At 73.1% G+C, this 13141-nt stretch carries 10 protein-coding genes; 8 read left to right on the forward strand and 2 right to left on the reverse strand.

Features of this window, described 5'->3' with window-relative positions:
• The first annotated feature begins 30 nt into the window (after positions 1 to 30).
• Genes glgX through treZ form a run of 3 tightly spaced genes read left to right on the forward strand, consistent with a single transcriptional unit; the run spans position 31 to position 6748 of the window.
• Positions 31 to 2349 carry a glycogen debranching protein GlgX gene (glgX, locus tag ACT3TZ_RS03815; RefSeq protein ID WP_444582061.1) on the forward strand — a complete coding sequence of 773 codons (2319 nt, stop codon included), beginning with the start codon at positions 31 to 33 and terminating at the stop codon, positions 2347 to 2349.
• Positions 2346 to 4844 (forward strand): malto-oligosyltrehalose synthase, encoded by a 2499-nt coding sequence (gene treY / locus ACT3TZ_RS03820; protein WP_444582062.1) that lies wholly within the window; start codon positions 2346 to 2348, stop codon positions 4842 to 4844. The genes glgX and treY overlap by 4 nt, the downstream gene beginning before the upstream one ends.
• A complete protein-coding gene (treZ, locus tag ACT3TZ_RS03825; RefSeq protein ID WP_444582063.1) occupies positions 4841 to 6748 on the forward strand; it encodes a malto-oligosyltrehalose trehalohydrolase in 1908 nt (635 codons plus the stop codon). Before treY ends, treZ begins: the two co-directional genes overlap by 4 nt.
• Positions 6749 to 6775: 27 nt before the next feature.
• Here treZ and zapE read toward each other — a convergent pair whose 3' ends face one another.
• Complete coding sequence (gene zapE, locus ACT3TZ_RS03830) at positions 6776 to 7804, reverse strand: cell division protein ZapE (RefSeq protein ID WP_444582064.1); 1029 nt, start codon at positions 7802 to 7804, stop codon at positions 6776 to 6778.
• Between the two features lie 86 nt (positions 7805 to 7890).
• Here zapE and ACT3TZ_RS03835 point away from each other — a divergent pair, with 86 nt between their 5' ends.
• On the forward strand, positions 7891 to 8640 hold the full coding sequence (locus tag ACT3TZ_RS03835; RefSeq protein WP_444582065.1) for a dihydrofolate reductase family protein: 750 nt from the start codon (positions 7891 to 7893) through the stop codon (positions 8638 to 8640).
• Here ACT3TZ_RS03835 and ACT3TZ_RS03840 read toward each other — a convergent pair.
• On the reverse strand, positions 8610 to 10100 hold the full coding sequence (locus tag ACT3TZ_RS03840; RefSeq protein WP_444582066.1) for an alpha/beta hydrolase family protein: 1491 nt from the start codon (positions 10098 to 10100) through the stop codon (positions 8610 to 8612). The two genes, ACT3TZ_RS03835 and ACT3TZ_RS03840, sit on opposite strands and share 31 nt — an antisense overlap.
• A 46-nt stretch (positions 10101 to 10146) precedes the next feature.
• On the opposite strand from ACT3TZ_RS03840, the gene ACT3TZ_RS03845 reads away from it, so the two are divergent.
• The 4 genes from ACT3TZ_RS03845 to ACT3TZ_RS03860 all read left to right on the forward strand — a co-directional run bounded on the left by ACT3TZ_RS03845 (position 10147) and on the right by ACT3TZ_RS03860 (position 13138).
• On the forward strand, positions 10147 to 10665 hold the full coding sequence (locus ACT3TZ_RS03845) for a hypothetical protein (protein WP_444582067.1): 519 nt from the start codon (positions 10147 to 10149) through the stop codon (positions 10663 to 10665).
• Between the two features lie 43 nt (positions 10666 to 10708).
• A complete protein-coding gene (msrB, locus tag ACT3TZ_RS03850) occupies positions 10709 to 11131 on the forward strand; it encodes a peptide-methionine (R)-S-oxide reductase MsrB (protein WP_444582068.1) in 423 nt (140 codons plus the stop codon).
• A 94-nt stretch (positions 11132 to 11225) separates the two neighbouring features.
• Positions 11226 to 11828, forward strand: coding sequence for a DUF3000 domain-containing protein (locus ACT3TZ_RS03855; protein ID WP_444582069.1), 603 nt, complete (start codon positions 11226 to 11228; stop codon positions 11826 to 11828).
• The gene (locus ACT3TZ_RS03860; RefSeq protein ID WP_444582070.1) at positions 11825 to 13138 is read left to right on the forward strand and encodes an HRDC domain-containing protein; all 1314 of its coding nucleotides are present in this window, start codon (positions 11825 to 11827) and stop codon (positions 13136 to 13138) included. The genes ACT3TZ_RS03855 and ACT3TZ_RS03860 overlap by 4 nt, the downstream gene beginning before the upstream one ends.
• The last annotated feature ends 3 nt before the right edge of the window (positions 13139 to 13141 follow it).

Genomic DNA, 13141 nt, shown 5'->3' on the forward strand with positions numbered 1-13141 from the left:
GGGCAGGGCCCGTGCCCGTATCCTGGGTGCATGCAGATCTGGCCCGGCCACTCCTATCCCCTCGGTGCGACCTTCAACGGTTCCGGCACCAACTTCGCCCTCTTCTCGGAGGTCGCGACGGCCGTCGACCTCTGCCTGATCGCCGACGACGGCACCGAGACCACGATCCCGGTCGACGAGGTCGACGGGCACGTGTGGCACATCTACCTCCCCAGCGTCCAGCCCGGCCAGCGCTACGGCTACCGCGTGCACGGCCCCTACGCCCCCGAGAAGGGCCAGCGCTGCGATGCCTCCAAGCTGCTGCTGGATCCCTACGCCAAGTCGATCGAGGGCATGGCCACCAACCATCCCTCGCTCTACAGCTACGACTTCGAGGACCCGACCCGCCGCAACGAGGAGAACTCCGCGGCGCACACGATGCACTCGATCGTCGTCTCCCCCTACTTCGACTGGGGCAACGACCATCCGCCGGCGCACGACTACCACGACACCGTCATCTACGAGGCGCACGTCAAGGGCCTGACCATGACCCACCCCGGGATCGATCCCTCGATCCGCGGCACCTACGTGGCGATGGGGCACCCGGTGATCATCGCGCACCTGAAGTCGCTCGGCGTGACAGGCGTCGAGCTCATGCCCGTCCACCAGTTCGTCCAGGACGGTCACCTCCAGGAGAAGGGCCTGCGCAACTACTGGGGCTACAACACCATCGGCTTCTTCGCCCCGCACAACGAGTACGCCTACGCCGGGCAGCGCGGCCAGCAGGTCCAGGAGTTCAAGCAGATGGTCAAGAACCTCCACGAGGCCGGGATCGAGGTGATCCTCGACGTGGTCTACAACCACACCGCCGAGGGCAACCAGCTGGGCCCCACCCTGTGCTTCCGCGGGATCGACAACGCCGCCTACTACCGCCTCGTGGACGACGACAGGGCCCACTACTACGACACCACGGGCACCGGGAACTCGCTGCTCATGCGCACCCCGCACGTCCTGCAGCTGATCATGGACTCCCTGCGCTACTGGGTCACCGAGATGCACGTCGACGGCTTCCGCTTCGACCTCGCCTCGACGCTGGCCCGCGAGCTGCACGAGGTGGACCGGCTCTCGGCCTTCTTCGACATCATCCAGCAGGATCCGGTCATCTCCCAGGTCAAGCTGATCGCCGAGCCCTGGGACCTCGGCGAGGGCGGCTACCAGGTGGGCGGGTTCCCGCCCCTGTGGTCGGAGTGGAACGGCCGCTATCGCGACACGGTGCGCGACTTCCAGCGCAGCGAGCCCGGGATCCTCGCCGAGTTCTCCTCGCGCCTGGCCGGCTCCTCGGACCTCTACCAGCACTCCGGTCGCACGCCGATCGCCTCGATCAACTTCGTCACGGCGCACGACGGCTTCACGATGCGCGACCTCGTCTCCTACAACGAGCGCCACAACGAGGCGAACCTGGAGGGCGGCAAGGACGGCGAGAGCCACAACCGCTCGTGGAACTCCGGCGTCGAGGGTCCCTCGGAGGATCCCTCGATCCGGGAGCTGCGGCTGCGTCGCGCCAAGAACTTCATGGCCACGCTGCTGCTGTCCCAGGGTGTGCCGATGATCCTGCACGGCGACGAGCTGGGACGCACCCAGCAGGGCAACAACAACACCTACTGCCAGGACGACGAGCTCTCCTGGATGGATTGGGACCTCGACGCCGATCAGCAGGCGATGCTCGACTTCACGCGGTCGATGATCGCCCTGCGGCGGGCCCATCCCATCTTCCGGCGTCGCCGGTTCCTGCAGGGGCAGGTGCCCGAGGGATCCTCGACCTCGATCCCGGACGTGGTCTGGATGGGCACGGACGGCGCGCCGATGCGGGACGGCGAGTGGCACGACTCCCTCAACAAGTGCCTCACCGTGTTCCTGAACGGCTCGGCGATCCCGGAGCCCGACGAGCGTGGCCAGCGGATCGTCGACGACTCCGCGCTGATCCTGTTCAACGGCTCGGGCAACGGCGTGGACTTCACCGTCCCGCCCGCCGAGTACGGGGAGTCCTGGGTCGTCGTGGCGGGCACCGAGGCCGGGATCACGACCGGTCAGGTCGTCGAACCCGGCACGGTGCTGACCCGGCTGGAGTACTCGGTGCTGGTCCTGGGACGGTCCCACATCGAACCGGTCCGCGAGGTCCCCGGGGCCCACGCCCCCGCCGACTCGATCGGCGCCGCCGTCGAGACCGCCCGGGCGCAGGATCCCGAGACCGCCCCGGCACCGCCCGAGGGCGAGCCCGCCCCCGTGCTCGAGGACTCCGCGTCCACCACTCGTCCAGCGTCCGCGGCACGCCGCGGGAAGACGTCCCCCGAGGAGCCCACCGCGTCATGACCGCCACCGCGCCCACCAGCACGTACCGACTGCAGTTCCATGCGGACTTCACCTTCGACGATGCGGTGGGCGTGGTGCCCTACCTGGCCCGCCTGGGGGTCGGGCACCTGTTCTGCTCCCCCGTGCTGCAGGCGGCGCCCGGCTCCCGCCACGGCTACGACGTCGTGGACCACTCCCGGATCAGCGACGAGTGCGGCGGCCAGGACGGTCTGCGCCGCCTGGCCGACGCCGCCCACGAGCACGGCCTGGGACTGATCGTCGACGTCGTCCCCAACCACATGGCGATCCCCACGCCCATCTGGCACAACCGTGCCCTGTGGGACGTGCTCGCCCAGGGCCCCGCTTCCGAGTTCGCCGACTGGTTCGACCTCGACGCGAGCGCCGAGCGGTCGATCCTGGTGCCGGTGCTCGGCAGGCCGCTGGGGCAGGTGCTCGCGGACGGCGAGATCACCCTCGACGAGATCGACGTGCCCGGCCCGGACGGCGAGGTGCGGCCCACACGGGTGGTGCGCTACTTCGACCACGTGCTGCCGGTCGCCGCGGGCACAGAGAGCCTCGGCATCGCCGACCTCCTCGAGCGGCAGTGGTACCGCCTGGCCTACTGGAAGGTCGCCGACGACGAGCTGAACTACCGGCGGTTCTTCGACGTGGACACCCTCGCGGCGCTGCGCGTCGAGGACCCGCTCGTCTTCGAGGCGACCCATCGCCTGCTCCTCGCGCTCCACGAGGAGGGCGTCATCGACGGCTACCGGATCGACCACCCCGACGGCCTCGCCGATCCGCGCGGCTACCTCGACGATCTCGCGGCCGCCACCGACGGCGCCTGGACGGTCGTCGAGAAGGTCCTCGAGGGCGAGGAGCAGCTCCCGGCCGACTTCGCATGCGCCGGGACCACCGGCTACGACGCCCTCTGGCGGGTCGGCGGGCTGTTCCAGGACGGCCGCGGCGCCTCGGCGCTGACCCAGCTGTGGCAGCGCACCACCGGGGACCTCCGTCCCTTCGAGGAGATCGCCGCGGAATCCACCGCCCTCGTCGTCACCACGAGCCTGTGGGCCGAGATCGAGCGCCTCACCGCGCTCGTGCACCGGATCTGCGCCGAGGACATCCGGCTGCGGGACACCACGCGCCGCAACATCCAACGGGCGATCGTCGCGCTGCTGGAGTCGATGGACCGCTACCGCGCCTACATCGTCCCGGGCGAGAAGGCCCCCCGGGCCCAGCACGAGGTCATCGACGAGGCCGCCGAGCGTGCACGCCCCGGCTTCGGGGAGGACGCCGATGCCCTGCAGACCCTCGACCTCGTCGTGGCGCTCGCCTGCGGGGACGAGGTCGGCAGCGCCGGGCGCACCGCCTCCCCCGACCGCGCGGAGTTCATCGTCCGCTTCGCCCAGACCTGCGGCCCCGTCCACGCCAAGGGGCTCGAGGACACCGCGTTCTACCGCTACCAGCGGTTCATCGCCGTCAACGAGGTGGGGGCCGACCCCGATCGGATCGGTGTCGAGCCCGATGAGCTGCACGACCACTGCGCGCGGATGCTGCGCACCTTCCCCGACGCGATGACGACCCTGTCCACGCACGACACCAAGCGCAGCGAGGACGTCCGGGCCCGCCTGGCGGTGCTCACCGAGCAGCCCGAGGAGTGGGCGCTGACCGTCCGGGCCCTGCGCGAGGCCTCGGCCGCGACCCGCGGCGAGCACGTCGATGCCGCGACCGAGCTCCTGCTGTGGCAGACCCTCGTGGGCACCTGGGACCTGCCGGGGGCGCGCCGTGAGCGGATCACGGCCGAGCGTCTGACGGGCTACCTCACCAAGGCGGTCCGGGAGGCCAAGGTCCACACGACGTGGACCGCCCCGGACGAGGAGTACGAGGGCGAGGTGCTCGCCCTGGCCACCTGGGCGCTGGCCGCGCCCGAGATCGCCGAGATCCTCGAGGACTGGACCCGTCGCACGGCGGGCGCCCAGCGCGCCGCGATCCTCGGGCAGAAGCTCGTCCAGCTGACCATGCCGGGCGTCCCGGACGTCTACCAGGGCAACGAGACCACCGACTTCTCCCTCGTGGATCCGGACAACCGTCGTCCCGTGGACCACGTCGCGCACGCCGCGCGGCTGGACCGGATGATCGAGGGTGCACGGCCCGACGGGATCGCCGACGAGAAGCTCTGGCTCACCCACCACGCGCTCGGCCTGCGGGCCGAGCGCCCCGAGGTCTTCCGCGGACGCACCGCCGCCTACACCCCCGTCGCGACGACGACGGGCCACGCCGTCGCCTTCGCCCGCGGCACCGGGGAGGAGCCCCCCGTGGTGGTCGCCGTCGCGACCCGCTTCGGCGCGGGCCTCGCGCAGCGCGGCGGGTGGGGCGAGAACGCCGTCGTGCTGCCCGAGGGCACCTGGACCGACGTCCTGACGGGTCGGGAGCTCGCGGGCGGCCCGGTGCGCCTCGCGGACCTCCTCGAGGACCTGCCCGTCGCCCTGCTCACCGCCCAGGAGACCGCATGACGCCCCCGGACCGCACGTCGCCGCAGGACGGTCCGACTCCCCCGGACCGCACGTCGACGGACTCCGCGTCGTCGCCCGATCGTCCGACCGTCGGCCGGCCGCACCTGGTGCCCGCCGTGGACGGCACGCACGATCCCGGGCCCCGCGACCACCGCATCCTGCAGGTCTGGGCGCCCGGGGCCGGGACCGTCGACGTGCGGCTGCGCACGGCGGGCGGCGAGGAGGTCCTGCCCCTGACCGCCGCCGACGCCGGCTGGTGGACCCTGGCCGGGCGCGAGGTCCCTCCCGGTGTGCGCTACGCCTACCGGATCGACGGCGCCGAGCCGTGGCTCCCGGACCCCCGCTCGCTCCTGCAGCCCGAGGGCGTGCACGGCGACAGCGAGGTCGTGGACCCCGCGACGTTCGCGCAGCCCTCCTGGGACGGCATCGAGCTGCGCGGGAAGGTGCTCTACGAGCTGCACGTGGGCACCTTCACCCCGGGGCCCGAGGGCGCGGGCGGCACGTTCGACACCGCGATCGAGCGGCTCGAGGACCTCGTGGCCCTGGGGGTGGACGCCGTGGAGGTCATGCCGGTCGCCCAGTTCCCCGGGGATCGCGGCTGGGGCTACGACGGCGTGGACCTGTACGCGACCCACGCCGCGTACGGCGGCCCCGGGGCGCTGGCACGTTTCGTCCGCGCGGCCCATGCGCGGGGCCTCGGGGTGATCCTCGACGTCGTCTACAACCACCTGGGACCCGACGGGAACTACCTGGGCGCCTTCGGCCCCTATTTCACGGACACCCACGAGACGCCGTGGGGCTCGGCCGTGAACCTCGACGCCCCCGGCAGCTCCGCGGTGCGCGCCTTCATCCTGGGCAACGCGCGCCAGTGGCTCGTGGACCTGGGTCTGGACGGTCTGCGCCTGGACGCCGTGCACGAGCTGCGGGACGACTCCGGCCGCCAGATCCTCGCGGAGCTGTCCGATGCCGTGTCCGCGTGGTCCGCCTCCCTCGGACGGCCCCTGACGCTCATCGCGGAGTCCGACCGCAACGATCCCGCGACCGTGACCCCCACTGCCGACGGCGGGCTGGGCATGCAGATGCAGTGGGCCGACGACATCCACCACGCGGTCCACGCCTGGATCACCGGCGAGCGCGAGGGGTACTACGCCGACTTCGGCAGCACCGAGGTGCTCGCCAAGGCCCTGACACGGATCTTCGTGCACGACGGGACCTACTCCTCGTTCCGCGGACAGGACTGGGGTGCCCCCGTGGACCCGGATTCCCCCGCCTACGACGCCTCGTCCTTCGTCGCCTTCCTGCAGGACCACGACCAGGTGGGCAACCGCGCGGCCGGGGACCGCATCCACGCGTCGCTGACCCCCGACGAGCACGCCGCGGCCGCGGCGCTCGTCCTGTGCGGGGCCACGACCCCGATGATCTTCCAGGGCGAGGAATGGGCCGCCTCCACCCCCTTCGCCTACATGACCGACCACGAGGAGGAGCTGGGCCACCTCGTCACGCAGGGGCGCACCGAGGAGTTCTCCCGGATGGGCTGGGGACAGGAGGTCCCGGACCCGCAGGCGCGCTCGACGTTCACGGACTCGATCCTCGACTGGGACGAGCGCGGACGGGGCGACCACCGCCTCGTGCTCGACTGGTACCGGGCGCTGCTGTCGGCCCGCCGCACGGTCCCCGAGCTCGGCCGCACCGACTTCGCGAGCGTCGACGTCGAGGTGCTGTCCGAGGAGACCGTGATCCTGTGGCGCGGCGACGTCGGCCTGCTGGCACACCGCGGCGACACCGACCTCACCCACCCGGCCGCCGGCCTCACGGTGATCGCGAGCTTCCGCCCCCTGCCCGCCGACACGGACATGGCGATCGTGCTCACCGGCCCCGGCGTGGTCCTCTTCCGCCGGAGCTGAGGCCCCGGCGGCTCAGACCCCCGCGGCTCACACCCCCGCGACCGTGCGCTGGCCGTCCCGGGCCAGCGAGGAGAGCCGCGAGAGCGAGCGGTAGTACTTCTTGCGGTAGCCGCTGGCAAGGAGCTCGTCGGTGTACAGCGCCGTGAGGTCCGAGCCGGAGGCGAGCACCGGCACCTCGCGGTCGTACAGGCGATCCACCAGGACCACGAACCGCAGACCGTCATGGTGGTTGCCCAGGGCATGGACCCCGGTCAGATGCACCGAGGTCACGTCGTCGATCATGGCGCCGTACCGCGAGGGATGCACCTCCTTGAGGTGGGCCAGCAGGTCGTCGAAGGCGTCGAGGGTCGCACCGGGCGTCTGCTGGGCGTGAGCCCGGACGACCTCCTCGGCGAGCTCGGGGACCTCCGCGGTCGCGTCCCGGCGACGGAAGTCCTCGCCGTCGATGCGCAGCACGTCGAAGCGCTCGGACATCGCATGGATCTCGCGCAGGAAGTCCTGCGCGGCGAAACGCCCCTCGCCGAGCGCCTCGGGCAGGGTGTTGGACGTCGCCACGATCGCGACGCCGGCGTCGGAGAGCTCCCGGATCAGCCGGGTCATGAGCAGGGTGTCCCCCACGTCGTCGAGCTCGAACTCGTCGATGCACACGACCGAGGCGTCGGACAGCAGCTCGACGGCCTTGCCGAAGCCGAGCGCCCCCACGAGGTTCGTGTACTCCACGAAGGTGCCGTACACGGGACGCCCGGGGGCGACGTGGAACAGCGAGGTCAGCAGGTGGGTCTTGCCCACGCCGAAGCCGCCGTCGAGGTAGAGGCCCCGTGCGGGCGCGGGTTCGGCACGGCGCAGCCGCGACAGCAGCCCGCCGCCGCGGCGCGGCGCGGCGAGCGCCTCGGCGAAGCGGCCGATGCGCTCCTTGGCCTCGGCCTGGGCCGGGTAGTCCGGATCCGGGACGTAGGTGTCCAGGCGCGCCTGGGCGAAGCGGGGCGGCGGCACGAGGTCGCCGATCAGGCGCTCGAGGGAGGGTACGGGACGGCGGTCGACGAGGGCTCCTGTCACCGGGTCAGTGTACGAGGGGCCGACGACCCCGGATCCGTCGCGGCGGCGGGGCTGCCCACCGGGAGTCATGAGGCAGGATCGTGCCCATGCATCTCCTGGTCCGCGACGGCGCCCCGACCCCCGCGATCCCCGTGCCGTCGGACACCGTCGGCGCCCGTGCCCTCGCCGGGCTCTACGCCTACGGCCCCGGTGTGACGGTGCGCGCGATGATGAACACCACGATCGACGGTGCCGTCGCGGGGCGCGACGGCACCAGCGGATCCCTGCGCAATCCGGACGACTCCTTCGTGTTCGGCGTCCTGCGTGCCCTGGCCGACGTGATCGTCGTGGGCGCGGCGACCGTGCGCGTCGAGGACTACCGCCGGCCGCTGGGCCGCTCCGACCTACGTGCCACCAGCCTGCGCCCGGCCGGCGGCGCCCATCCGGCGCTCGCGATCCTGTCCCGCAGCGGGGAGCTGCCTCCGAGCGTCGGGGCCGACTGGCCCACCCTGCTGGTCACCCCGCGGTCCGGCGTCGCGCGGGCGAGCCGTCGCAGCGGCCTGCCCCCGCAGCAGGTGATCGCCGCCGACGGGCCCGCGGAGATCATCGCCGCTCTTGCCGCGCGGGGGCTGCGGGGGATCCAGGTCGAGGGCGGCCCGTCGACGCTGGGGCGCTTCGCCGCCGCCGATGCCCTGGACGAGCTGTGCCTGTCCACCACGCACCGCACCGTGGGCGGCACCTCCCCGCGGGTGCTCGACGGCCCGCTGCACGAGATCGACTGGGACCTGCGCTCCCTGCTGGTCGGCCCGCACGCGTCGTGCGCGCGCTACAGGCGCCGGCCGGTCGAGCGGGGCTGAGGCGGCGAGGCCACGTCACGGACCGGCAGCGCGAGATGGTCCACGTCGACGTCGAGCCTGAGCGTCGCCACGAGGAACCGTGCCAGACGTCGCTCCCACGCCGCCGGGTCGGTGTTCCACTCGCGCGTGTGCGAGGCGTCGGCCACGAGCTCGTAGTCCACGAGATCGGGCCGCAGGCCCGCGAGGATCCCGCTGGGTCCCGGGGGCACGGTGAGGTCCTGCTGGGCGTGGAACAGCAGGGTCGGGTGCTCGAGGTGGCGGGCGTAGAAGTCCGGGCGCATCTCGGCGAGCGCGATGGGCTCGTGCAGGCGCACCGCCCGGTAGCCCCAGGGCGAGCGCATCATCCACAGCGCGAGCGCCCGCATCGGCCGAGGTGCCCGCAGCATCCGGGCGTGGTAGTCGAGGATGTCGCGCCAGTCGACGGCCGGGCTGTCGAGGACGAGCGCGGCGATCCGATCGCGGTGGGCCGAGCGGACCGAGGTGCGCAGGGCGATCCCCCCGCCCATCGACCAGCCGGCCAGGACCACGCGACGCGCACCGTGCTCGAGCGCGAGGTCGATCGCCGCCTCGGCGTCCTCCCACTCGTCGGCACCCAGGTGGTACATGTGGTCCGCGGAGGCGGGGGCCCCGAGATCGTTGCGGTAGGTGATCGACAGCGTGGTCAGCCCGAGCGCCCGCAGCACGGGGATCGCCCGGAGCGTCTCGCCGCGGGTGGCGCCGTGGCCGTGGATCATGATGACCCAGGTCGCACCCGGATCGCCGTCCCGGTCCGTCCCCCCGGCAGCGGCCTTGGCACCGGCATCGACCGTCGCACCGGGATCGGCCGTCGCACGGGGTTCGGCCCCGCCGGCCGTCGCCGGGACCGCCCCGACGGCGGCACGTCGCCGCCCCGGCGGCCGCACCAGCCACGCGGGCATCGGACCCACCGGCGAGGGCACCGCGACCTCCTCGAAGGGGTAGCCGTGCGCGCTGAGGGGGTCACCCGCCCAGAAGAAGCCGTTGGTCGCCGCGCCGCCGAGGTCGGGAGCACCCGAGGGCCCCGGGGTGTCGCGCGCCAGGATCGGGCGGGCCACGGTGGTCGGGGTCGGCGCGGAGATCACGTCGCCGAGGCGCACGTGCACGGCACCCGCCTGCTGGCGCAGCGAGAGCACTCCCGGCCGCCGGGTCTCCGGCGTCACGTCGAGATGCAGACGATCGGCATGGACCGCACGGATCGTCGCATCGGGCCGCCGCTTCTCCTGCGGGACGAGCGGGACCCGGGCCATGACACGCGCACCCGCCGTGAGCAGGGCCGCGCTGAGCACGAAGGTGACCCCGCCGATCACCAGCCCGGCGGCGCCGACGGAGGACCACGGCGTCGGGGGCCGGCTTCGCCGGGCCGAGCGCACGGACCCGAGGGCCGGGCCGGCGCCGCCACCTCCACGTCTCGTCGGGGCAGAGGAGGAGCGCCGGACCGTCATGCCCCGGAGTCTACGAGGCCGTCGCCGGACGCGTACGATCGGGGCCATGCCGCATTCCGTCATCGTCCTGTCGGAGGTGCTCCTCGAGCCCTCCGACGCCCAGACCGCCCTCGGCTACCTGGGCATCGAGCCCGCCGACCGCGACGACCCCATCCACGTGCGCGCCGTCGTCCCCGCGGACACCGAGCGCTCGCTCATCGCCGAGGTCATCGACGCGCTGGGACTCGCGGACCTGCAGGGAGCATGGGACGCGATCGCCGAGCGGGCCCGCGGCGACCGCACCCCCGATTCCGCCCACGCCGACGCCCAGGGCGTCCTGGCCTCGGTCACCTCTGCCTTCCGGAACGTGGGCTGTGAGGTCGAGGGCACGATCAGCCCGGACGATCCCGTCCCCACGGTGCGTGGGCTCCTGGACGACTGCGAGACGCAGACCGTCGTGGTGTTCTCCGACCCCCAGCTCCTCGAGGAGACCTTCGCCCAGGACTGGGCGCACAAGGTGGAGGACGCCCTGGATGCGACGGTGCTGCACCTGTACCCGGGCAGCCCCGTCCTCGGCACGTCCTGACGCACGCCCCGGTCCCCCGACCGCGCACAGCTGGAGGCACAGCATGAACGACAAGCCCCTCGGCGGCGGCACCTATCCCGTCGCCTTCACGCCCGAGCAGTGGCGTGCCCGCCTGGATCCCGCCGAGTACCACGTGCTCCGCGAGGGAGGCACCGAACGTCCCTTCACCGGGGAGTACGAGGAGGTCCGTCCCGCGGGCACCTACGAGTGCCGCGCGTGCGGCGCCGCGCTGTTCACGGCGACCGAGCAGTTCGACGCGCACTGCGGATGGCCCGCCTTCTGGGCGCCGGCGGACTCCGACGCCGTCGAGCTCATCGAGGACGACTCGCTGGGGATGCGCCGCATCGAGGTGCGCTGCGCGCGGTGCGGATCCCACCTCGGCCACGTCTTCGAGGGCGAGGGCTTCCCCACGCCCACCGACCAGCGGTACTGCATCAACTCGGTCAGCCTCCGCCACACGGACTGACCTCTCCGCGGTCCGCGGCGCCGCGCACCCGGGGCCTCGCGGCCCTGCGGCGCGCCTGGCCCTCCCACGGGTGCTCGGCGGCTACGCTCCCAGCGTGCCCGTGCATCCCCTGACCCCCACCGGAAGCGCCTTCGCCGAGGCCATCGCCGCGATGAGCGCCACTCCCCTGCGCGCCGAGGTCCTGTGGACCGAGATCCCCGCGCCCCAGAAGATGGCACCCCACACGTGGGCCGCGTCCGGCGAGGTCGAGCTCCACGACGAGGAGCTGGCCTCCGGCCGGCTCGTGGTGCTCCACGATCCCGCGGGCAACGACGGCTGGAAGGGCAGCTACCGCATGGTGGTCCTCGTCCAGGCCCAGCTCGAGCCCGAGTTCGCCGTCGAGGCCATGCTGGGCGACGTCGCCTGGTCCTGGGTCACCGAGTCCCTCGAGCTCGCCGGCGCCGAGGCCCACGAGCTCGGCTGCACCGCGACGCGGGTCGTCTCCCAGAGCTACGGCGCCCTCGCCGCGCGGCCCTCGACCGTCGACGTCGAGATGCGCGTGTCGTGGACCCCGGACGAAGACGACCTCGCACCCCATTTCGCCGCCTGGGCCGCGATGCTCGGTGCCGCGGGCGGCCTTCCGCCCGCTCCGAGCGACATCGCCCCGATCTCACCGAGCCATCGGGCTCGCGCACCCCGCACCCGGGAGGACGCATGACCGCCGCCGCCCAGGAACCCCGCACCGGAGGTCCCACGAGCACCGACGAGGCCACCTCCCGCCGCGACCCCGTCCCGGCGTCCGCCGACGCGACCGCCGTCGCCCCGGCCGCGCCCGCGGCGCGTCTCTCCGCGCCCCGGGACGGCCTGACCCCCGTCATCGACCGCATCCAGCCGCTGCTCGCGTGGTGCGAGGCGGCCGCCTCCGCGCCGGACGAACCGGTGGCCGTGGACGTCGAGCGCGCCTCGAGCTACCGCTACTCCTCGCGCGCGTACCTCCTGCAGCTGCGCACCGAGGCGGCCGGCACGGCCCTCGTGGATCCCGTGGCCTTCACCCTGCCCACGACGCTGCGCACGACGCTGGCGAGCCGTGAATGGGTGCTGCATGCCGCGACCCAGGACATCCCGAGCCTCACCGACCTCGACCTCGTCCCCGGGCGCCTGTTCGACACCGAGCTCGCGGCGCGCCTGCTGGGCATGCCCCGAGTGGGCCTGGGCGCCGTCGTCGAGGACACCCTGCACCTCGCGCTCGCCAAGGAGCACTCCGCCGCGGACTGGTCCAAGCGTCCCCTGCCCGAGCCCTGGCTCGTGTACGCGGCCCTGGACGTCGAGGTCCTCGTGGAGGTGCGCGACATCCTCGCCGAGAGGCTGCGCGAGGCGGGGAAGCTCGACTGGGCCCTCGCGGAGTTCGACCATCTGCTCCACCGGGACGTCACGCCCAAGCACGCCGAGCCGTGGCGGGCGCTGCACGGCCTGGGCACCCTGCGCCACCCCCAGCAGCTGGCCGTCGCCCGCGCCCTGTGGGAACGGCGCGACGAGATCGCCCGGCGCGAGGACCTCTCGCCCCACCGGGTCATCAAGGACCGGGAGATCGTCGCGGCCGCGAAGGCGGCGGTCGCGTCCCGGGGAGCGTTCGAGCAGGCCCTGCCCGCGCCCCTGCGGCGCAAGGACGCGTGGTGGCAGGTCACCCGGGCGGCCCTCGAGCTGCCCGCCGCGCACCTGCCCGCACGCTCCGAGGCCACGTACCCGCCGCCGCACAAGCTCTGGTCCAAGAAGCACCCGGAGGCGTGGGACCGCTACCAGGTGGTGCGTGACGCGATCTCCCAGCGGGCCGAGGACCTCGAGATGCCGACGGAGAACCTGCTCACCCCGAGCCTGCTGCGCCAGTGGGTGTGGGAGCACGAGCAGGTGGGCTCCGAGGAGTCCGTCGAGGCCGACCTCGAGCAGCTCGGGGCCCGTCCCTGGCAGGTCGAGCAGAGCGGGCCGGTCATCCACCGGGCCGGGCTCGAGCACGGCTTCCGGGAGGCCTGAGAC

The sequence above is a fragment of the Brachybacterium sp. AOP25-B2-12 genome (genome assembly GCF_052378625.1).
GTDB lineage: Bacteria > Actinomycetota > Actinomycetes > Actinomycetales > Dermabacteraceae > Brachybacterium.

Bases quoted from the DNA above. Each gene is read 5' to 3' on its own strand.
- glgX (WP_444582061.1), top strand. From the start codon at position 31: ATGCAGATCTGGCCCGGCCACTCCTATCCCCTCGGTGCGACCTTCAAC.
- ACT3TZ_RS03840 (WP_444582066.1), bottom strand. From the start codon at position 10,100: ATGACGGTCCGGCGCTCCTCCTCTGCCCCGACGAGACGTGGAGGTGGC.
- ACT3TZ_RS03845 (WP_444582067.1), top strand. From the start codon at position 10,147: ATGCCGCATTCCGTCATCGTCCTGTCGGAGGTGCTCCTCGAGCCCTCC.
- treY (WP_444582062.1), top strand. From the start codon at position 2,346: ATGACCGCCACCGCGCCCACCAGCACGTACCGACTGCAGTTCCATGCG.
- msrB (WP_444582068.1), top strand. From the start codon at position 10,709: ATGAACGACAAGCCCCTCGGCGGCGGCACCTATCCCGTCGCCTTCACG.
- ACT3TZ_RS03835 (WP_444582065.1), top strand. From the start codon at position 7,891: ATGCATCTCCTGGTCCGCGACGGCGCCCCGACCCCCGCGATCCCCGTG.
- treZ (WP_444582063.1), top strand. From the start codon at position 4,841: ATGACGCCCCCGGACCGCACGTCGCCGCAGGACGGTCCGACTCCCCCG.
- ACT3TZ_RS03860 (WP_444582070.1), top strand. From the start codon at position 11,825: ATGACCGCCGCCGCCCAGGAACCCCGCACCGGAGGTCCCACGAGCACC.